Source organism: Niveispirillum sp. GW835-FHT14G11 (genome assembly GCF_058793615.1).
The window spans coordinates 1-20,892 of the sequence record NZ_JBXAFZ010000022.1; the positions used below are offsets into that span (position 1 = coordinate 1).

The window sequence follows — 20,892 nt, forward strand, 5'->3', positions numbered from 1 at the left end:
AACGTTTGGCCAGCACTTCCTTCTTCTTCAGGCTGGTCACCAGCTTGTCATCGACCACCGACAGGGTGGCGGCCGGCGGGAGGGGGCGCGGGCCTGGTAATGGGCCAGCAGCCGGGGGCACAGCGTTGCCACCCTCTCCTCAATCGCCCGTGTCCAGCCCTTGTCGCGATGGCTGTCGGACAGTTCCTTGCCCCGGGCGTTGCCGAAGACCACGTCCATCTGCTGCAGCAGCCCCGGTTCTGCCGTCCACAGGGCGCCCAGCAGCTCGTCATAGCTGCGCCGGAAGTGGAAATAATCCGGCCCGATCGGCCAGCCCAGCCGCGCCATCGTCTCCAGCAGCACCGGGTCGCGCGCCACCAGATCCTCGTAATGCAGGACGGCGTCGAAGCGGTGGGACTGCCCGTAGAGCTGCTCCAGGACCTGGAACTTCTCGTCGATCAGGCCGGAGAAGTTGCGATAGGGCTTGGTGCGCAGACTCTCATAATTGTCCCGCGGGTCGCGCAACAGCAGGACGACCTTGTCCGGCCGGAACCGCTCGACATGCACCGCCAGCGGATAGGCCGTCGTCACCACGGCCTTGGCCACGAAATCCAAACCCGTCGTCACCCGCGGTGCCGCGAAATTGTTGGGAATGTCGACCAGGGCCACGCAGCCCGGCCGCTGGGCCAACACCTGGGCGAAGGCGGTGGCCCCGCCCGACTGCATGCCATGCACCAGCAGCCTCATGCTGCGTGCTCCTGGGCCGGCAGGGTCAGCCAATCCTCCCCCAGCTCCGCCGTGATGAAGATGTAGCGGCGGATATGCGGGGTCGGATGGCGCAGGCCTACCCCATGCAGCGCGTCGATCCCTTGCGGGAACAGGACGAGCTGGTTGGCGCGGTAGGGGATGCGCACCACCTCCGCCACCGCCGCGTCCGGCAGCTGATAGGCGGTGATGTTGCGGCAAGCCCCTTCCCGCCAGCGGTACAGCACCAGTTCACCACCCGTGCTGTCATCCTCCGGCGCGCGCATGTAGAACAGGCCGGAATAGAGCCGGTTGGGCGTGTCCAGGTGCGGCCCGCGGGCCAGGGAGGGACGGTCGCGCACCGGCGTGTTGATCTCGATACGGGCATCCTGGCGGATGCGCGCCCCCTCGCCCGGCCTTTCCTGCAATGTGAGGCGTGCCGTGTCATGGCCCGTCAAGCGTCCGCCCAGGACGGCCAGCAGGTCCGGATGCCAATGGCCGGCGAACAGGGCCTCCACCGTGGCCAGGAAGCCGGGGCCGCTGTGCAGGGCGACGAACTGCTTCCAGCAGTCCGGCAGATCGGGTGCATCCAGGATCGCCTGGGCCGACAGCGTGAAGCGCCGGTTGTTGGGTAATGGCCCCTCGCTGTCCCAGGCGATGCGGGAGAAGGAAGGGAAACTGTCGGCCAGTGCTGCATAGACCGCCGGATCAGCTGCGTCCGGGATGACGATGTGCGGGAACGGGTCGGTCCGGATATCCGCTGCGCTCACGCCTTCCAGCAGGGAATGCATTCTACGCCTTCCAACAATCCATGATTGCCGATCTTAACAGTCCGCTCGCCCGGATGCGAGCGGTGTGGAGGCCCGTCCCCCACAATCATACCCTATTGGGAGCAACCGGGGATGTCGCCCAGGGCCGCGCGGACGGCATCCAGCGTGGTCTGGACGGGGCGGTCGATGCCCAGCCCGTCTGCCGTTCGCCGGGCCCCGGCCCGCAACCGTGCCAGCAGGTCCGGGGCCGTCAGCAGCCTTTCCAGGGCCGCCGTCAGGCTGCCCGCCACCCCCGCTTCGGCCAGCAGGGCGTTGACGCCATCCGCCAGATAGGCGAATTCCGGCCCGTGCCCGACCGTGTCCCGGCAGGAGACGACCGGTACATCATGGGCGAAGGCATGGGCCGTGATCAGGCCGATCGATCCCGGCACCACGACGGCCGTGGCCAGGGCGAACAGGGGGATCAGGGGGGCCTCGTCGAAGATAGCGCCAGTGAAGCGGATGCCCGGATCGTCCCCCGCCATGGCTTTCAGGCGGGCCGCGTCCACCCCGTCCCCCACGATCAGCAGCCGGCAGCGCCGCCCGGCCCGCCGCAGGTCCCGCACCGCATCGATGACCATGTCCACCCGTTTGGAGGGGTAGAGCCGGCCCACGAACAGGAACACCGGGTCATCCCCCAGCCCATGCTCCAGCCGCGCCGCCTGCACCGCCGCCTCTGACAGGCCGGCCCGCATGGCCCGGATATTCTCGATATCGACGCTGTTGCCGGTGATGAAGATGCGGGCCGGGCCGATGCCGATGGCCCGGCAGGCCGCCGCCCCTTCTTCCCCATAGGGCAGGACCACGTCCGCCCCCCGCGCCAGGGTACGGCGCATCCGGCCGCGCAGACCGTCACCGGCCGGGGTCATGACGAAATGGCCGGTCAGGATGAGGCGGGGCCAGCCCATCAGCCGGCGCATCAGCCACACGGTCCAGATACCGACATCATGGGCATGGAAACCGGCGACAATGGCATCCGGACGCGACAGCAGCGCCGGCAGGGCCCCAGCCGTGCAGGCGATCCGCCCGCGCCCGCCGGGCCAGAACCAGTTGCGGGTCCGCACCTCCGCCATGGGCAGCGGATAATCGATGCCGGTCGCCGTATATCCCGGCTTTCCGGCCCCATGGAAGGCCGTGAACAGGGGATCGGCCGAGCGGGCCAGACCGCGCAGGACCGGCACGCGATAGGCCGCCACGATGCCTTCCAGCAGGGCGACCCGGCGCGGCCGGGGGCCGGGGGCCGGGCGTAGTGCCGCCATGATGGCGCGCAGATAGGGCAGGACGAACCAGAGCGGCCAGAGTGGACCGCCATGCCGGCGCGCGAACAGCGACCAGCCCCGCGGCGGGTAGCCGCGGGGGCCCCACACTTCCCGCAGCCTGTCCGCCAGAAGCCGCCGCCCGTCGCGCCAGGGCAATATGCGCTGACCACGGGCGCAGGTCCCCAGCGTGCCCGGCGCCAGCATGACCGGGATATCCGCCATCCGGGCCCGCAGGGCATAATCGGTATCGCCCATGCCCTGGACCCCGATGAAGGCGGGATCCATGCCGCCCAGCCGCCCTGCGGCATCGCGCGGGACCAGCACGATATTGCCGTTCATCACCTTGCAGGCAAGCGGCTGGTCCCCCGGGGCGACGGGGGTGTAGCGGAACGGGTGGAAGCCGCGCCGCACCCCGCCGCCATAGCTGGCCGTGCCGTCCCCCGGCTCACGCGTGCCGCCGATCACGACCGCGCCCTTGCCGGTTTCGGCCCGCAACCGGTCATGCACGGCGGCCAGCCGGGCCAACGCATCGGCATCCAGCACCACATCATCATTGAGCCAGAGCTGAAAATCGCTGTCATCGCCAACCGCCGACAGGCCGCGCGCCATGGCCCCGCCCCACCAGAGGGTGCCGTCCCCCGTCAGGATGCGCACATCCGGGAAAGCCTGGGCCACGGCGGCGGCGGTGCCGTCCTGGCTGCCATCATCGACCAGGATCACCCCGACATGCGCGATGCCCTGCGCGGCGGCGGCCGGGCGGCAGGCCGCCAGGCTTTCCAGGCAGGCCAGGGTCTTGTCCCGGCGGTTGTGACAGGCCAGGACGGCGGTGAGGCGCCGGGTCATGTCCTCTCACCCGGTTGCGACCGGACCATGGCGGCCAGCATGCCGATCAGCAGACCCTGTTCGGAACTGAGCGTGTAGGGGATATTGTAAACGGCGATGGTGACCAGCAGCGCCATCGCTCCCGTCCGGTCCAGATGGCTGAGGACATGGATGCCGCCCCTGGCGATCCGCACCCCCGTTTCCAGTGTGGCCAGACACCACAGCCCCATCCCCAGCAGGCCGGCATTCAGAAAAATCTCCAGGTAAAAATTATGGGGGGAATATTCCACCAGCGCCCAGCCCATCTGCCGGGCATAGCCCACCCCGAAACCGGCGCCTATGACGATGGTGGCGATCCCGTCCGACAGGGCGCGGGACACCAGGATCTGCCAGCCCTCAACCCGCCAGTTGTAGCTGCTGTCCTCCGTGAACGGTTCCGATATCGCCGCCTTCATCGATGCGGCCAGGGATGTGTCGCCAAGCCCTGTCTGGAATGTCCACAGCGCCAGCGTCAGCAGGAGCCCGATCACCAGCGGCACACCGAGGCGGGCCACGGCGCGGGGTTGCAGCAGCAGGATGGCGATGATGCCCGCGAATGTCGCGACCCAGACCGTCCGGTGATAAAGCAGGCCCATGACCACCAGGAAGAGGATCGACAGCAGGCGCTGGTGGCTTCCTTCCCCCTGGCGTGACCAGGCGGCCAGCCCGATCAGCCCGGCCTGGGTCAGGATGAACGCGGACGATGCGGGCAGGACCCGCTGACTGTCGAAGGCATTGATCAGAGTCTGATTTTCCATCATCGGCGAGGCGAAGATGCCGAGCCAGTTGGAGATGGCAATGAAGGTCAGAATGAACGCCGCCATCCCCCACATCCCGATCAGGCGGTTGATATCCTTTTTCCCCCAGGCAAAGCTGAGCATGTAGATGATCGCAGCCGACACATAGAAGAACCGGCGATAGGAGATGGTCGCCGACTGGAAGCCGAAAGACTGCACCCCATGGGCGAAGGCGAGCAGCAGGCTCAGGAATGCCAGGAACCAGAGCATCTCCACCATATCCATCCGCCCGCGCCCCAGCAGACGCAGCCCCGCCGCCGTGACCGCGCAGAAGGACAGGAAGTCCATGGGGGACACGGTGTAGTTCAGCAGACGGATGCCCATATCCAGTCCCAGCTGCTGCTCGATGATGGCGAACAGGAGATAGGCGCCCGCCATCTCCCACCGCCGCGCGGCAAAAAGCACGACGCATCCGAGAACCAGAAGCATCCCCATGACACCGATGAGCCCGGACAGTACCGGGGTCAGGACATCCGTCTCCATGCCGTCACTTTCCCTGGCGCAGGGCGATGCGCCGCTCGATGTCGGCGACGATGTCGGGTCGGTCGGCGAGGGCCTGGCGTACAATGTCGCCGGCATTGTCACGCTGGGTCAGTTCCGAGACCGTACCCGGCCCCCATGACCAGAAGACCAGCAACTGCCGTTCCATGGCGGCCCGGCCCGCCATATCCATGTGGGGCCAGAGGCTGAAACCCAGGCCCAGCCGGTATTCCATCATCTGCGGATCGAAGGCGCCGGTCAGCACCGCCATCCGCCAGGCCCGGCCCGCGGCCTCGAACCGGCCTTCCCTGGATGCCGTATAGCTCAGCCGGAACCAGGTCAGGGGGTCACCCGGTGCCAGCGCCAGACTATCCGCGAAGGCCTGGCGGGCGGCGGGCAGCAGGGCCATGCCTCCTTCCCGTCCCTCCAGGGGCATGGCCCCCCGCCCTTCCAGGGCGAGACGCAGCCAGATGGTCCCGGCCTCCGCGAAGGCCGGCGCCAGCAGGGCGAGCCCGGCCGTTTCCGTCAGCCGCCCGGCCATGGCGGGCGTGATATCCGGGCCGGGCGTCGTGGACAGCAAGCCGTCGCGCGCGGCCCACAGGCTGCCTTCCCCGGCTAGCCGGGGAAGGGCCAGCAGCGTCAGGACAAGACCGATCCCCAGCGACGGCAGCACCGCCCCGGAACGGGGACGGACCCGCCGTCCGCCCTCCCGGTCATTCCGTGTAATAGCTGTGGTAGCGGCCATAATAATACCCGATGTCACGGTGGCCGTAACTCGCATGCCGCTGGACATTGACGCGTGTCAGCAGGATGCCCGAAAGCTGGACCTGATGGTCCTGGAGCGACCGCAGGGCGGCCTGCACGCTTTCGCGCGGCGTGGCATCCCAGCGGACACAGAACAGGGTGGCATCCGCCAGACGGGCCAGGATCTGGATATCGGCCACGGACAGGGCGGGCGGGCTGTCGATGATGATGATATCGTAATTCTGGCGCAGCGTTTCGACCAGGGCCCGCAACTCGTCGGAGACGCGCAGCAGGTCGATGACGCGGCGGTTCGACGGCACGCCGGGCAACACATCCAGATTGGAGACCGGGTCGCGGATCACCGCGTCGGCCAGGGTGGTCTCCCCCGCCAGGACCTTGGCGATGGTCTTTTCTGGTTGGATGCCCATCTTGGAGGCGATCGAGGCGCGGCGCAGGTCGGCATCGATCAGAATGGTCTTCAATCCCAGGCCGGAAGCCGTGCGGGCCATCGACAGGGCCGTCAGGCTCTTACCCTCCTCCGGCACCGACGAGGTGATGACCAGCACCTGCGGATCGGGTGCGTTGGCCGCGTGCTTGGCCGCGAACCAGGCGATGCGGTAGGCCTCGGCATAGGAGGATTCCGGCTTGTCCACCACATAGGATTCAACCCGTGTATCCGCGCTGACATTGCGGATCTCGGGGATCAGCCCCAAGGCCGGCACGCCCGTATATTGTTCGACCTGCAGGCCGGAGCGGAACGTATTGTCGAACTGTTCGATGACCATGGCCAGGGCCACGGCCAGGATCAGGCCGACAATGGCCGCCCCCAGCACCATCGCCCCCTTGCGCGGATAACTGGGCGCCTTGGGCGGCGTGGACAGGGAGATGATGCGGCTATCGGCCTGCTGGATGTGCTCCTGCTCGCCGGTTTCCTTAAAGCGCGTCAGGAAGGTTTCATAGATGGCGCGGTTGGCCTGCGCCTCCCGCTCCAGTTCCCGCAGGCGGACTTCCGCCGTGTTCTGCGAGAAGGCATTGGTTTCCAGCGCCCGGATCTGGCCGGACAGGCCGGCCTCCCGGTCGCGCAGCACGGCGACGTCGCTCCGCAGGCCCAAGGCCAGCTTATTGATTTCCGAGTTGATGCGGGAGGTGATTTCCTCCAGCTCCGCCCGGACCTTGACCATCTCCGGGTGACGGTCGCCATAGCGGGACGCCATCTCCGACGCCTCGCGCGCCAGGGTTGCTTCCTGTTCCTTCAGCTTCAGCACCAGCGGGCTGTCCAGCAGTTCGTCGGCGCGCAGCGCGCCGCCAATGCCGGTGGAACGGATCTGCTCCACCCGCGCCAGGCGGGCTTCCTGTTCGACCCGGCGCGCCTGGAGGGCGGTCAGCTGCGTCGTCAATTCGCCCAGCTTCTGCTGGTTCGCCGGCTGACCGCGGCTTTCCTGGATATTATGTTCGGCGCGATAGGCGTTCACCGCCCGCTCCGACTCCCCCACCGTCTGGCGCAGGGACGCCAGGCGGCCGTTCAGCCAGGAGGTCGCGTAGCGGATCGCCTCGAATTTCGCTTCAAGCTGCTCGGCGATATAGGCCTCGGCAAAGGCATTGGCGAGCCGTGACGCGGTGCTGGGCGATATCGACTGGTAGGAGATCTGGATGACCATCGATTGCGGGACCACCGATACCGACAGGCCGCCATGGACGCGGGTGACCACGTTCTCCCGTTCCTCCGCCGGGGTCGGCGGAGTATCCTGGCTGTTCCCGCCAAAGAGGGAGCGGACCCCATTCTTCACGAATTGGACCAGGGCACCGATCCGGCTTTCCTGCTGGGGCCGCAGGCGGGGGTTGAATTCCGCTTCCTTGTAGAGGTCCAGCGTATCGGCCACCCGCTGCGCCAGGGAACGGGACCGGATGACCTCCACCTCGCTTGTCACCGTGACCAGCTGCGGTGACAATTGCGACAGCACCTCCTTGATATCGACGATGCGCGTGCGCCGGCTGTCGATCATCACCTGTGCCGTCGCCGTATAGACCGGTTCGATGCGGGAGACGAACAGCCAGCTTCCCACCACCGACAGAGCCAGGATCGCCGCGATCATCCAGCGCCGGCGCCACAGCATGGACAGGGTACGGCGAATATCGATCTCTGAAACAAGACCAACATGCCTCGTTCCGGTACCGGAAGAGATTTCGCTTTTCGCAGGGACGGTCATGAACACATTCCAGATGCTCCCTGGTCACCCGGGGATGGGACCGAGATATTGCGCAACGGGCGACACCATGCGGAGGAACCGGGGACAAGGTCAAGTCGGAACGGTTGCGCCCGCACCGGCGTGGCGGACGTATAGTTTCAGCCCTGTTTCATCAATGGGCTTTGACCCGTCCTCAACTTATGGCAGCTTGCCGCGAACCCGTGTCACCCGTGCGCAATCCGACAACCCCAAGATCAGCTCAGTGATCGGCAGACATCCTGTTATCCTATTCCTGTGAAGCCGCGATGCTTGATCTTGACCGATGTGTGTCACTGCTTGCCGCAGCCGGCATTCCTTGCGCGATCGAGAAGGCCGATCTGATCGATCCGGCCAAGGTCGCCATCCGGCTGGCGGATGGTCAGGGCTTTGTGAAGCTCGCGATGCATCCCCATGCCAATGCCCTGATGCACCGCGAGGTTGCAGCCTATGCAGGACCGCCGCCCTATGCCCCGTTCCGGCGGCCGGGCCTTCTGGGTAGCCATGATCATGGCGACTGGGGGGCGATCTGGCTGACCTTCGAGCCGGGGCGGGTGCTGACCCGCTGGAATGCCCTGTCACCCCGGCCCGGGCCCTATGAGGCGGCGCCGGTCGACCTGCGGCCGGTCCGCGCGATCCTGCCCGATCCGCTTGCGCCCCGGTTCGAGACGCACCGGCTGCGGTTGCTCGACCGTTTCGCTGATGAAATGGTGCGCTGCGGCCCTATCCATGGCGACTTCGTCTATTGGAACGTGCTGGACGGTCCCACCGGGCCGATGCTGCTGGATTATGAGTATTTCGAGCCGCAGGCCCCCAGCAGCCAGGACCGTCTGCAATGGACGCTGCTGCCGCTTCTGCGCCGCGCCGCCATCTGGGGGACGGTGCCGGCGGCCCTGGCGGGAACGGCGGTGGTGCCGCTGGCCACGCTGCTGCTGCCACGGGGAACCGCCCGTCCGGCACTGGAACTGGCGCTGTTTCTGCTGCGCTATGCCGCCCGCCTGGAAGAGCAGCAGGCGGAGCCGGGCATCGCCGATCTTTACGCCCGTCCCACACGCCGGATCCGGCAGCGGCTGCTGGCCCTGATTGATGGGATTCTGGGGAGGGTCGTTCCATGATCGGTTCGCTTGTCCTGGCCTATCGCCGCCTGCAGAACATTGTGCTGCCGGAACGGGCCCTGGTCCGGTCCTTCATCACCCGTCATCTGGCTTCCGGCGGGGAACCGTCGGCCCGGCTGGGTTTCGATCTGGGGGCCGGCACCGCCCCCTTCGCCCGGCATCTGGAACGGGTCTGGCCCGGCCTGCGCATGGTGGCGGTGGATGCCGTCGCCGATGACAGGGCGCAACTGGTTGCCGATGCCTGTTTCCTGCCCCTGGCCGACGGGGTGGCCGATCTGGTCACGGCCTTCCACCTGCTGCAGCATGTGCCCGACACGGGGCAGGCTCTGGCCGAGGCGCACCGGGTGCTGAAGCCGGGCGGGCTGGTGCTGATCTCCTTTCCCTTCCTGTGCGGGGCGGGCCGCAGCCGCGATCTCTGGCGCTGGACCGTCGCCGGCATGGAGATGGACCTGCGCCGCGCCGGTTTCACGCCGGTGGCGGCCGAATGCCGGGGCGGGCCGTTCCTGCTGATCACCTCGCTTCTGGCCGACCTGCCGGGTCGCCTGCTGGTGGCGCACCGGCGCGGCTGGCGCGCCGGCCGGGGGGCCGGGGATGCAGCATTGCTGGCCCTGGCCTTCGGCCTTTCCCTGCCCTTCCAGCTTCTGGGCTTCGCGGCGGCGGCCCTTGACCGGCTGATCGTGCGCGAACCCGCCCTTTATGTCGGGGCCACGATCCTGGCCCGGAAGGACGGCGATGTTTGAGCCCCTGCCGCTGCGCCTCACCACTTCCTGGGATGACGGCCACCCCTTGGACCGCCGTGTCGCCGCCGAACTGGCCCGTCGCGGCCTGCCCGGCACCTTTTACGTGCCCCGCCACAATGTCGAAGGCCGGCCGGTGATGGCCGCCGCCGATATCCGCGCCCTGGCCGCCGAGGGGTTCGAGCTGGCCGCCCATACCAGCGACCATGTGCGGCTGCCCGGCCTGTCGCGGGAGCAGGCGCGGCGCCAGATCGAGGAGGGGCGGCATTGGCTGGAGGATGTGCTGGGTGCGCCGGTGCGCGGCTTTGCCTATCCGGGCGGGCATCCCGGTCCCTGGGGCCGGGCGCTGGCGCGTGAGGCCGGCTTCGCCTATGCCCGCACCACCCGCATGCTGTGCCTGGGGCCGGGGCCCGACCCGTTCGCCATGGGGACCACGGCCCAGATCTTCCATCACGGCCTGCCGGCCCTGCTGCGCAACTGGCTGCGCCATGGCGGCGGCGGCAACCGTCTGGCCGTGCTGTCCGATCTGCGGGCGGGCGGGGGGCTGCCGGGCGCCATGGCCACCCTGTTCGCCCGCGCCCGCCGCCAGGGCGGGGTGTTGCATCTCTGGGGCCATTCCTGGGAGATCGAGCAGCGGGGCCTGTGGGCGGCGTTCGATGATATCATGGCCCTGGCCACCGATCTGGTGCCAGCCGATGGCCGCCTGACCAATGAAGGGGTTTCCCGATGATCCGGTTCCTGGCCAAGGTGGCGATCCAGCGCCTGCTGGGGGCGGTCCCCTTCGGCCCCGCCTTCTACCAGCGGCAGCAGACCCGCCGGATCCTGTCCCCCTCCGACGTGCTGATCAATATCGACAGCAAGCATGCAGAGGCCCTGTCATATCTGCGCCTGATGCGGGATGCGGCGGGGATGGCCCCATCGGATGTGAAGGCCCATCTGGAGATCGGCAGCGGCTGGCTGCCCGTGATCCCCCTGACCTTCCGCCGCCATGGCATGGGCCGCCAGGTCCTGACCGATGTCACGGCGCTGCTGTGCCGGGACAAGGTGTCCGATGTGGCCCGCCGCCTGATCGAGATCGATCAGGCGGCCCCCCATCCCCATATCGGATGCGACGCGACCGCCGATGATCTGCTGGCCGCCCAGGATATGGTCTATCATGCCCCGGCCCATGCACCTTTCCCGGTGCCGTCGGGCACCTTCGATCTGGTGACCTGCATCCAGGTCATGATCTATCCCCCGCCATCCGTGATCCGGGCCATGCATGAGGAGGCGGCCCGCTGCCTGCGGCCGGGCGGGCTTTATCTGGCGACGATCCAGCTCGACGATCTGTACGCCATCCCCGATCCGTCTTTGTCGCGCTTCAATTTCCTGCGCTATTCCAGCGCCACCTGGAAGCGCTGGTTCGATAACCGCTTCACCCCCCTGAACCGGCTGCGCCCGTCCCAGCATGCCACGCTGCTGGAGGGGCTGCCCTTCGAACGGCTGGTCTGGCAGGTTGATGGGGGTGGGGCGGCGGAACTGGCGGAACTGGCCCGCATCCGGCCCCATGGCGAATTCGCCCATCTGCCGCCGTCGGATCTGGCGGCCACCAACCTGACCTTCCTGCTGCGGCGGGTCTAGGCATGCGCATCCTGCTCTCCGCCTATTCCTGCAATCCCAACCGGGGGTCAGAACCGGGGGTCGGCTGGGGTTGGGCCACGGCCCTGGCCGATGCCGGCCATGAGGTCGATATCCTGACCCAGGCCGGCAACCGGGATGCCATCGAGGCGGAGCTGGCCCTGCGGCCGCGGCCGCTGCTGCGCTTCCATTGGCATCAGCTGCCGCCGGCCCTGCACCGCCTGAAACATGCCTGGGCCGGGCTGGGCCTGCGGCTGCATTATATTTCCTGGCAGATCAGCGCCGTGCCGGTGCTGCGGGCCATCGCGGCCGAGCGGGGCAGCGATCTGGGCCATCACGTGACCTTTGCCCAGTACTGGTCCTTCTGCGCCCTGTCCAAGGTGGGCCTGCCCTTCATCTGGGGACCGGTGGGCGGGGGGGAGCGGACCCCGCCTGCCTTCTGGCCGGCGCTTGGCGTGCGTGCCTGTATCTATGAGGCGGCACGCGCCCTGCTGGGCCGGGTATCGGCCTGGGGCGGGTTCATGCGGCCCACGGCGCAAGGCTGCCGGCTGGCCGTCGCCTCCACGCCGGAAACGGCGGTCTGCCTGAAGGCCCTGGGCGCGGAAAAGCCGCTGACCGTCTCGCAGGTGGCCTTGAAACCCACCGATCTGGAGCAGCTGGCCCGGATGGTGCCGGCTCCCCCATCGGGCGGCCCCTTCCGCTTCGTCATCCTGGGCGATCTTCTGGCGCACAAGGGCGTGCATCTGGCCCTGTCGGCCCTGGTCCGCGTCCAGGCCGACTGGCGGCTGTCGGTGATCGGGGATGGGCCCTGCCGGCGGCGGCTGGAGGATCAGGCCCGCCGCCTGGGCATCGCCGGCAAGGTGCATTTCCATGGCGCCCTGCCGCGCCCGCAGGCCTGGGCACAGCTGGGCGGGGCCCATGCCCTGCTGTTTCCGGCCCTGCATGACAGCGGCGGCATGGCGGCGGCGGAGGCCATGGCCGCCGGATTGCCGGTGATCTGTCTGGCCCTGGGCGGGCCGCCGGGGCTGGTGGTGGAAGGCACGGGCTTCGCCGTGCCCGCCCCCGATCCCGCCACGGCCATCGCGGGGCTGGCGCAGGCCGCACAGCGGCTGATCGACGAGCCCGGTCTGTGGGCCCGTCTGTCGGCAGGTGCGCGGACCCATGCGCATCGCACCTTCACCTGGCCGGCCCGCGTGGCGGCGGTCTATGATGCGCTGGGGACCCCGCCATGACCCATGCCATCCTGGTCTATCACCGGATTGTCGAAGGGACCGCCGAACGGTTCCATGACGTGACCGTCGCGGCCTTCGAACAGCAGCTGGACCGGCTGCTGGCCCTGGGGGCGCGCCGGGAAACGCCGGACGGGCCGCTGCGCCTGGATGACGGGCGGGGCCTGTTCATCACCTTCGACGATGCCACGGACGACCATGCCCTGGCCGGCCGCCTGCTGGAACGGCGCGGGCTGACCGGTCTGTTCCTGGTGCCCGCCGGGCGGCTGGGGGAGCCGGGGCGGCTGACGGCGGCGCAGGTGAGCGCCCTGGCGGCGGCGGGGCATATCATCGGCGCCCATGGCCTGACCCATGAACGGTTCGACCGCATGGAGCCGGCGGATCTGGACCGTGAATTGTCGCAACCCCGCGCCATCCTGTCCGGCTTGACGGGGCGGGAGATCGACTGGCTGGCCCCGCCGGGCGGTCTCTGCCCGCCCGGTCTGGCCGATCGCGCGACGGCGCACGGATACCGGCTCGTCCGCACCATGCGCTGGGGCCTGGCGGGTGAGGACCTGTCGGGCCTGCTGCCGGCCCTGCCCGTCACCAGCCGCACCACGCCGCAGGGCTTTTCCCGGCTGCTGGCGGGCAAGGGCATGATCCGGCTGGCCCGGCCCAAGGAAATGTTGAAATCCGTGATGGGCGAAACCCTGTGGGATGCGCTGCGCGAACGGTGGCGGCGATGACCCGCACCGACCTGCTGGCCGGACTGCTGCGTGCCGCCGCCGCCCGGGGCTGGCAGCTGGCCCGCCTGGACGGGGTGGGGGCCGATGCGCCCCTGACCGGACATGATGCCGATCTGCTGGCCGCCTGGCGACCCTGGGCGGATTGGCGCTCCCTGGTGCTGGAGATGGTGGAGCCGCTTGGCTGGCGGCTGGTCATGTCGGTACCCAGAGGAAGCTGTCTGTTGCTGTTCCTGGCCCGTAACGATGCCGGGGAGTTCCTGCAGGTCGATCTGCATCGCGCGCTGAGTGCACGCGGCATCCCCTTTGCCGATCCGGCCCACCTGTTCGCCGCGGCCCGGATCGAGGACGGGGCCTGCCGTCTGGACATTGAGGATGCGCGCAGCGTGCGGGCGCTGGAATACAAGCTGTCCCATGGCCGGTCGCGGTCGGCCGATATCCAGGTCGCGCGCGCCCATCGGCGCGCCGCCTTCGGCATTCTGCCGCCGGGCCGGCTGTCCGCCCTGGTCATGGCCCTGCTGTGCCGGCCTTTCCTGCTGCTGCGGCTGCTGCTGGCGAAACTGACCGACGGGCTGGGGCGCCTCTGGCGGCCGCCGGGCGTGCTCTGGACGCTCAGCGGGCCCGACGGTGCCGGCAAGACATCGCTGCTGGACAGTCTGGGCTGGAGCGTTCCCCGGCAGCTGGCGGCGGGCATCCGGGTCCTGCATACACGGCCCTTCCTCTGGCCGCGCCGGTCGCGGGGCCTGCCGCCCATCGCCGGCACGGCGGCGGAACGGCCGCATGGGACGCTCCGGTCCTGGCTGCGCTGGGGCCTGGCCTGGCTGGATTTCCGCCTGGGCCACTGGCTGCATGTGCGCCCGCATCTGGTCGCGGGCCGGCTGGTCCTGTTCGACCGCTATGGTTTCGATTACATCGTCGCCCCCCGCCGGCGCGGTATCGATCTGGGGGACGCGGCGGTGCGGCGGCTGGCGGCGGCGGCGGCGCGTCCGCTGGGGGCCCTGTTCCTGGTCGCCGATCCGGCGGAACTGGTCAGCCGCAAGGGTGAGGCGACCTTGGCCGAGGCCGCGCGGCAGGTGGCGGCCTATCGGGCGCTGGCCGCGGCCGTGCCCAACAGCGCCCTGATCGACACAAGCGATCTGGGGCCGGCGGCGGTGACGCGGGCGGCATTGGTCCATATGGTGGGGGTGATGGCGGACCATGCGCGTTCTGATCATCCATGAACGCTATCGCCATCGCGGCGGCGAGGATGCCGCCGTCGATGCCGAACTGACCCTGCTGCGCCAGGGCGGTGTCGCGGTCGACCTGCTGCTGGAGGATAACCAGCGGGTGCCCGAAGGGCTGGGCGTGGCCCGGCACCTGATCTGGTCCAGGCAGGGCTATGCTGCCGCCTCGGCGGCGATCCGGCGGTTCCGGCCCGATATCGTGCATGTCCATAATACTTTCCCGCTGCTGTCGCCCGCGGTGCATGACGCGGCCCGCGCGCTGGGGGTGCCCACCGTCCAGACGCTGCATAATTTCCGCCTGCTCTGCGCCAATGCCCTGCTGCTGCGCGATGGCAAATCCTGCGAGGATTGCCTGGGCCGGCTGGTGCCCTGGCCGGGGATCGTCCATGCCTGCTACCGCGACAGTGTCGTGGCCAGCACGGCCATGGCCGCGCTGATCGGCACACACAAGCTGCTGGGCACCTGGCGGCGCAAGGTCGACCGGTTCATCGCCCTGTCCCCCTCCTCGGCCCGGACCCTGGTGGCCGGTGGCCTGCCGCCCGAGCGCATCATTGTCAGCCCGCCCGTGGTACCCGATCCGGGGCCGGAGCCGGCCGGCAATGACGACCGGGCCGGTGTGCTGTTCGTGGGCCGGCTGTCACCGGAAAAGGGGCTGGCGACCGTGCTGGCGGCCTGGCGGCACCTGCAGGTCCCGCTGGATGTGATCGGCGACAGTCCGGCCGAAGGCGGGGACGCCCTGGAGGTGCCGCCGGGCGTGCGCTTCCTGGGCCGGCGGTCGCCGGCGGAAGTCTCCCAGGCCATGGCCCGTGCCGCCCTGCTGGTCTTCCCCACCCTGGCCCGTGAGAATTTCCCCCTGGTGGTGGCCGAAGCCCTGGCCCATGGCCTGCCGGTGCTGGCATCGTCCGGTGGGGCGGTGGAAAGCATGATCGATGAAGGCGTGACCGGTAACCTAATAAGTCCCAATGATCCGGCGGTCTGGTCACGTAAGATTACTGAAATGATGGATGATCCGGCCTTGCTGCGCCGGATGGGCCGGGCGGGCCGCGCCGCCTATGAAAGCCGTTATGCCCCGGCCCATATCCTGGAACAGCGGCTTGCCATCTACCGTCAGGTGCTGGACGGGCGGGTGGTGTAAAAACGCCGCAGGATGGCCCAGGCCGCCGCCGCCCCATGCCGCTGCTGTGTGGTCTGGGCGGCGGCCTGCGCCTGCGCCCGCCGTTCCGCCGCCGGGATGGCCAGCAGGTCGGCCAGCCCGTCGGCGATGGCGCCGGCATCCGGGCCTGTCCACCGTGCCACGGGCCCCAGGTCCCGCATGTCGCGCAGCCCGTCGGTTTCGGTGAACAGGGCCGGCAGGCCGCAGGCCAGCGCCTCCAGCGCCGCGATGCCCAGCCCTTCGCGCCAGGACGGCATGGCGAACAGATCGCCCGCCCGCAGAAGCCCCTGCACATCATCGACGGGCCCGAGGAAACGCACCCGGTCGGCAATGCCCAGGGCGGCGGCGGCGTCCTGCTCCGCCCCCTCCAGCGGGCCGGTGCCGGCATGCAGCAGCAGCAGGTCATGCCCCTGTCCGGCCAGCCGGGCCACGGCTTCGATCAGGGAGGTGTGGTTCTTCACTGCCATGCAGGACCCGACACAGACCAGGGCGACCGTATCGGGACCCAGGCCGAACCGCTGCCGGGCCTGCGCCCGCTCCTCGGCGGCGGGCGGCTGAAAACAGGGGTCGATCCAGGCGGGAACGAAATGGACGGGATTGGCGAACAGCCGCGCCTCGTTGGCGATAACAGAGGGGGAATGGGCGGTGCCGGTCACGCCGAACAGGTGGCGCAGGACGGCCCGCTGCAGGGCCCGCCGCCAGCGCAGCATGCCCTGGAAGGCGAAGATGGCGTGGAAGGTCCGCACGATCCGGCGCGTGCCCGCCGCCCAGGCAGAAGCCGCGATCCAGAAGGACGCGCGCTCGCAATGGATATGCACCACATCGAACCGTTCCCGCCGCAGCCAGAAGGCCAGTTCCCGCAGGAAGGCCATATCGCGGCGGAAGGGGATATGGTGCAGCGCATAGCCGGCGGCGGCCAGGCGCGGCGCGAAGGGACCGATCCCGTCCTCCCCGGTGGACAGGATGGTTGACCGCACCCCATCCGCTGCCGCCAGCGGTCCCGCCACTTCCAGCATCCGCTCCGCGCCCGACGGGGCCAGGCTCGCCATCACATGAAGAACCCGCATCTCTACCGCTCCAGAAACCGCATCAGGCGCCCGGTCAGACCCTTGCGCCCCACCACCAGCGTATCCCCCAGGGCCCGGGTGACGATCAGCCGCCGCAGTTCCCGCGCGGGATGGAACGCCACGGCCACGGCCAGGGTCACGGCCCCCGTCGCGATGGCGGCCAGCAAGGCCAGGACCGCCGGGGCCGGCATCAGGACCGTTACCGACAGATGCACCGCCAGCCCCACCAGGGGGGCCGGCAGGAAGGCCAGCACCAGCCGGCCGGCGGCCTCCCGGTACCCGGCCCCGCAGGCATGGGCGGCCGCCATGAGCAGGGGCATCAGGCACAGCGCATCGACAAGCACCAGGATGCGGGCCGTTTGCGCCGCCCCTTCCGGGCGGAGGGCGGCCAGTGCCGCCAGCAATACCAGCAGGTATCCCGCCTGCACCAGTCCCCGCAGCCGCAGCCGTCCGGTGCCTTCCAGCAAGGTGCCGCAGATATGGACGACACCGCGCAAGGCCGCCCACAGCGCCAGCCAGAAGACGGGTTCGGCGGCCGATGCCCATGCCGGCCCCAGGGCCACCGCCACCAGCGGTCCCGACGCGGCCGCCATGCCGGCGGCGATGGAAGCCGTCAGGCAGGGCAGCAGCAGCAGGACCGACAGCCAGGACCGGCGCAGCCGCTCCCGGTCCCCGTCCAGCCGGCTGAAGGCGGGAAACAGCACCTGCCCCAAGGTGCCATAGAGCATTTCCAGCGGGATCAGCGTCAGGACCAGGGCCCGGTCCCACAGACCGGCGGCATCGGTGCCTGCCAGAAACAGCACGATGATGGGCAATGTGTGAAGGCCGGCGCTGTCCAATATACGCAGCAGCGAGAATCCCCAGGCGCGTGAGGCCAGGGCGCGCAGACGCGACCCGGTAAAGCCGGACGGCAGGAAAGGATGGCGGACACGGGCCAGGACCAGGGCCGCGATCATGCCCGATTGTGTCAGCATGCCGGCCACCAGGCTCCACGGGCCGAAGCCGTTCCAGGCCAGCGGCAGCGCCACCAGCCCCTGCCCCAGGATCATGGCCGCCAGATTGATCAGGCCGATGGTCCGGAAATCCAGATCGCGCCGCAGCAGGCCCAGACCCGTCTGTGCCGCCGCGTTCAGCACCATGCACAGCGCCATCGCGCGCAGGATGTCGGTCACATGCGGATCGCCGCCACCCAGGGAGGGGGCCAATACCCAGACCAGGGCCACGAGGGCGGCATTGACCAGGGTGGCGATGGTGAACAGGACCGGCGCGTCACGGCCCCGGTCGAAATCCGCCTTCTGTGTCGCCGTCTGGGCAATGCCGAGATCGGACAGATACTGAAGGAGGCGCATCCCCGCCGCCGCCGCCGCGAAAAGCCCGTAATCGGCCGGCACGAGGAACCGTGCCAGCAATGCTGCCAGCAGGAACTGAAGCACGGCTCCCGCCCCGGCCAGCCCGAAGGACCAGCGCAGCGACCGGCCGATCACGGCCCCGTCTATCCCCCGTCCCTCCGTCATGCCGGGCGCCCGCGCCTTTCTCTTGCAACCATGATCATGCGGTTCTGGCGGACATCATTCATGGTGAAGCTGTGCGAAAATCTCTTCGTACCGGTCCGTGGTCCGCGCGATATCGAACCGGTCGCGCACGGCCATCCGCGCCGCCTCTCCCAGCTGTCGGCGCTTCTGTCCGTCCCGGCCCAGTTCCGCCATGGCCCCGGCCATCGCCCCGGGGGAACGGACATCGACCAGCAGGCCATATCTGCCCTCCCCCAGCACCCAGGGGACGGCCCCGCTATCCTGTCCGGCGATGACGGGAAGGCCCATGATGCCAGCCTCGATCAATGTCATGCCGAACGATTCCTCAAGGGAGGGGTGGACGAGGATATCGATCTCCCGCGCCAGAAGCGCCATGACATCCGCATGGGTTTGATGGCCGAGAAACCGGATACCGGCCTCCAGGCCACGCGATCGGGCCCATGCGGCGGCCGGCCCGGCCGGGCCACATTGTTCACCGGCCAACAGCAACCGGGCCTGCGGCAGATCCCGCCGGAGCAGGGCGAAGGCTTCGATGAGGGTCGGCCCGTTCTTCGGACCTTCCCACCCGCCGCTGAACAGGCTGCCGAATGTCGGGGCCATGCCCGGATCGCGCGCCACCGGGGGCTGGAACAGGGCGGAGGGCAGACCGTTGGGAATGATGTCGATGGCGCCGGTGCGCAACCCGTACCGGTGCAGATGCAAGGCCACATAGGGAGACACCGCGACTAGGCGCTGGGCCCGCCAGCAGGCGGCATAGGCCATGATGGTGCGCACCATGCGGTAGGGAATGAAATTGTGACGCAGGATGCGCCAGGGCGCGTCATGGGCCGTGACGACATGGGGAATGCCGCTGGCGATGGCGGCCAGGGCGAATTCATAGGTCCAGTGGGCGCTGAGGATATCCGGTCGCTCCCGCTTCAGGGCATGCAGCAGGCCCTGCCGTTCCCGCCGGAACCAGGTCCGGCCCCGGTGCGGGCCATAGGGCAGGATGCAGATTTTCAGCAGACCGGCTTCCAGTATCCGTTCCTCCCGCAGGCCGGGATCGAAGGTGAACAGGATCACCTGCCGTCCCCGCCGCAGAAGTTCACGCACATGCAGATGGACCGGCGGCCCCCCCAGCCCCCGCAAGGGGCCGCCCGCGGCCAGATCAGCGGGAAACAGATCGCCGAAATCGCTCAGGAGGACCGGCCCCAGGACGCCGATGATCGAATCCGTCACGGGTGCCCCACCATTCTGACCGGCGCGCCGGTGCCGGCACGGTTGCCATAGCGGCCCGCCACCGTGCCGATGATCGCGGCCCAGGTCACGGCCACGGCCGGGATCTGCATGCTGAAATCCACCGTGGCGTGGATGGCCACCAGCAGGGTCGCCGACAGGGCCAGGGCGCGCAGCAGCCGGTCGCTCGGCCGCCGATCCTCACCCAGCAGGCAATGGGCGGCAAGGAACAGGATGGCCAGCAGCAGCAGGCACGCGGCGGGAATGCCCAGCTCCAGGGCCAGCTCCAGATAGGTCTGGTGCGCCTCCGTCCAGACCTGCGGGATATCCGGTGTCCGCGCCATGGCCATGATGGCAGGGAAGCTGCCCAGCCCATGGCCCAGCCAGGGCCGTTGCGCGATCAGGCCCGCCACGAAGTGATAGAGGCGCTGCCGGTCGGCGATATCGCTCCCTGGTGTGGCCGGTACGATGCCGGTCAGGACCATCATCAGCCCCACGGCCCCCAGCCCCAGCGCCAGTCCCAGCATCAGGCGGTGCCGCGGGCGCAGACGCGCCAAGAGCAGCAGGACGGGATATGATATCAGTCCGGCCATCGCGGCCAGCATGCCCCCCCGCGATTCCGTGGCCGCCAGGGCCAGGACCATGGTCAGCCCGCCCAAGGCGTAAAGGCCGGCCGTGCGGTCGAAACGGCGCAGCGGGCGGATCACCCCCTCCTCGTCACTCAAGCGGCGCAGCACCACGGTCAGGGCGCACAGGATGCCCAGGCCGGCCAAGGTGGCGTAGCTGTTGCGGTTCACGAAGGTGCTGGTCAGCACATCCTGATAGGCCCATTTCTCCATCCACAGGATGCTGCGCGCACCGGTAATCTGTACGCCGAGCCCGTAAAGCGCATAGGCGGTTCCGGCCATCGCCAGCAGATTGACGAGGCGCCAGGCCCGCCGCCGCGATCCGGCATGCAGGAAGGCCAGCCAGAGCATCCCGGCATAGCAGAGCAGGCGCAGGATGCCTGTAAGGGCGGCGGAAGGTGACAGGCCGATCCGCCCCGCGATCTCCCGGTCCAGTGCCAGCGCCTGGGCCACCTCCCGCCACAGGGGATGATGCCAGTCCTGCGGCAGGCCGGGGATCGTCTGTATGAGTGCCCAGGCCAGAGCGGACCCGAACAGGGCCAGCGGTACCGCCAGGGGACGCACCGACAGGTTGGGGGTATCCCGTTCCTGGCGCGCCACCAGGGGCCAGGTCAGGCAGAGCAGCCCGCTCACCAGGGCCAGCAGGGTCCAGGCGACCGGGCGGTTCGAGCCCAGCGGCAAGGGGGCTGCCATGATTGTCGCCGCCATCATGGCGAAATGGAGCCGTCTCACCGACATGGCCGCCACAGCTCTCCTGAACC

General features: G+C 69.1%; 18 protein-coding genes. 8 read left to right on the forward strand and 10 right to left on the reverse strand.

Translation table 11 applies throughout. The annotated features are described in order from the left end of the window. Positions 1-36 precede the first annotated feature (36 nt). From AC1Q7F_RS28320 to AC1Q7F_RS28345, 6 genes are all read right to left on the reverse strand, one after another. Positions 37-726, reverse strand: a complete 690-nt coding sequence (locus tag AC1Q7F_RS28320) for a hypothetical protein (protein ID WP_492511912.1) — start codon at positions 724-726, stop codon at positions 37-39. Then, positions 723-1,514: a 2OG-Fe(II) oxygenase gene (locus tag AC1Q7F_RS28325; protein ID WP_492511913.1), complete on the reverse strand. Its 792-nt coding sequence runs from the start codon at positions 1,512-1,514 to the stop codon at positions 723-725. Before AC1Q7F_RS28325 ends, AC1Q7F_RS28320 begins: the two co-directional genes overlap by 4 nt. Positions 1,515-1,606: 92 nt before the next feature. Further along, on the reverse strand, positions 1,607-3,634 hold the full coding sequence (locus AC1Q7F_RS28330; protein ID WP_492511914.1) for a glycosyltransferase: 2,028 nt from the start codon (positions 3,632-3,634) through the stop codon (positions 1,607-1,609). Next, complete coding sequence (locus AC1Q7F_RS28335) at positions 3,631-4,932, reverse strand: O-antigen ligase family protein (RefSeq protein ID WP_492511915.1); 1,302 nt, start codon at positions 4,930-4,932, stop codon at positions 3,631-3,633. Before AC1Q7F_RS28335 ends, AC1Q7F_RS28330 begins: the two co-directional genes overlap by 4 nt. 4 nt (positions 4,933-4,936) lie before the next feature. After that, the gene (locus AC1Q7F_RS28340; protein ID WP_492511916.1) at positions 4,937-5,674 is read right to left on the reverse strand and encodes a hypothetical protein; all 738 of its coding nucleotides are present in this window, start codon (positions 5,672-5,674) and stop codon (positions 4,937-4,939) included. Beyond that, positions 5,643-7,880, reverse strand: coding sequence for a GumC family protein (locus AC1Q7F_RS28345; RefSeq protein WP_492511917.1), 2,238 nt, complete (start codon positions 7,878-7,880; stop codon positions 5,643-5,645). Before AC1Q7F_RS28345 ends, AC1Q7F_RS28340 begins: the two co-directional genes overlap by 32 nt. Positions 7,881-8,164: 284 nt before the next feature. Between AC1Q7F_RS28345 and AC1Q7F_RS28350 the strand changes: the two genes are divergently transcribed. From AC1Q7F_RS28350 to AC1Q7F_RS28385, 8 genes are read left to right on the forward strand one after another with little or no spacing between them, the layout of a single operon-like run. Further along, on the forward strand, positions 8,165-9,010 hold the full coding sequence (locus AC1Q7F_RS28350) for a hypothetical protein (RefSeq protein ID WP_492511918.1): 846 nt from the start codon (positions 8,165-8,167) through the stop codon (positions 9,008-9,010). Next, positions 9,007-9,750 (forward strand): class I SAM-dependent methyltransferase, encoded by a 744-nt coding sequence (locus AC1Q7F_RS28355; protein WP_492511919.1) that lies wholly within the window; start codon positions 9,007-9,009, stop codon positions 9,748-9,750. Before AC1Q7F_RS28350 ends, AC1Q7F_RS28355 begins: the two co-directional genes overlap by 4 nt. Next, positions 9,743-10,477, forward strand: coding sequence for a polysaccharide deacetylase family protein (locus AC1Q7F_RS28360; protein WP_492511920.1), 735 nt, complete (start codon positions 9,743-9,745; stop codon positions 10,475-10,477). The genes AC1Q7F_RS28355 and AC1Q7F_RS28360 overlap by 8 nt, the downstream gene beginning before the upstream one ends. Continuing rightward, positions 10,474-11,367, forward strand: a complete 894-nt coding sequence (locus AC1Q7F_RS28365) for a class I SAM-dependent methyltransferase (RefSeq protein ID WP_492511921.1) — start codon at positions 10,474-10,476, stop codon at positions 11,365-11,367. The genes AC1Q7F_RS28360 and AC1Q7F_RS28365 overlap by 4 nt, the downstream gene beginning before the upstream one ends. 2 nt (positions 11,368-11,369) lie before the next feature. Further along, on the forward strand, positions 11,370-12,596 hold the full coding sequence (locus AC1Q7F_RS28370) for a glycosyltransferase family 4 protein (protein ID WP_492511922.1): 1,227 nt from the start codon (positions 11,370-11,372) through the stop codon (positions 12,594-12,596). Further along, entirely contained in the window at positions 12,593-13,318 is a 726-nt protein-coding gene (locus AC1Q7F_RS28375) for a polysaccharide deacetylase family protein (RefSeq protein WP_492511923.1), read from the forward strand. Before AC1Q7F_RS28370 ends, AC1Q7F_RS28375 begins: the two co-directional genes overlap by 4 nt. Then, a complete protein-coding gene (locus AC1Q7F_RS28380; protein ID WP_492511924.1) occupies positions 13,315-14,535 on the forward strand; it encodes a nucleoside/nucleotide kinase family protein in 1,221 nt (406 codons plus the stop codon). Before AC1Q7F_RS28375 ends, AC1Q7F_RS28380 begins: the two co-directional genes overlap by 4 nt. Further along, positions 14,513-15,673, forward strand: a complete 1,161-nt coding sequence (locus AC1Q7F_RS28385) for a glycosyltransferase family 4 protein (protein ID WP_492511925.1) — start codon at positions 14,513-14,515, stop codon at positions 15,671-15,673. Before AC1Q7F_RS28380 ends, AC1Q7F_RS28385 begins: the two co-directional genes overlap by 23 nt. Here AC1Q7F_RS28385 and AC1Q7F_RS28390 read toward each other — a convergent pair. Genes AC1Q7F_RS28390 through AC1Q7F_RS28405 form a run of 4 tightly spaced genes read right to left on the reverse strand, consistent with a single transcriptional unit; the run spans position 15,646 to position 20,869 of the window. Continuing rightward, a complete protein-coding gene (locus AC1Q7F_RS28390; protein ID WP_492511926.1) occupies positions 15,646-16,758 on the reverse strand; it encodes a glycosyltransferase in 1,113 nt (370 codons plus the stop codon). The genes AC1Q7F_RS28385 and AC1Q7F_RS28390 overlap by 28 nt on opposite strands. A 2-nt stretch (positions 16,759-16,760) precedes the next feature. Next, positions 16,761-18,272, reverse strand: a complete 1,512-nt coding sequence (locus AC1Q7F_RS28395; RefSeq protein WP_492511927.1) for an oligosaccharide flippase family protein — start codon at positions 18,270-18,272, stop codon at positions 16,761-16,763. Between the two features lie 54 nt (positions 18,273-18,326). Further along, entirely contained in the window at positions 18,327-19,508 is a 1,182-nt protein-coding gene (locus AC1Q7F_RS28400; RefSeq protein WP_492511928.1) for a glycosyltransferase family 4 protein, read from the reverse strand. Then, complete coding sequence (locus AC1Q7F_RS28405) at positions 19,505-20,869, reverse strand: O-antigen ligase family protein (RefSeq protein ID WP_492511929.1); 1,365 nt, start codon at positions 20,867-20,869, stop codon at positions 19,505-19,507. Before AC1Q7F_RS28405 ends, AC1Q7F_RS28400 begins: the two co-directional genes overlap by 4 nt. Positions 20,870-20,892: the final 23 nt, after the last annotated feature.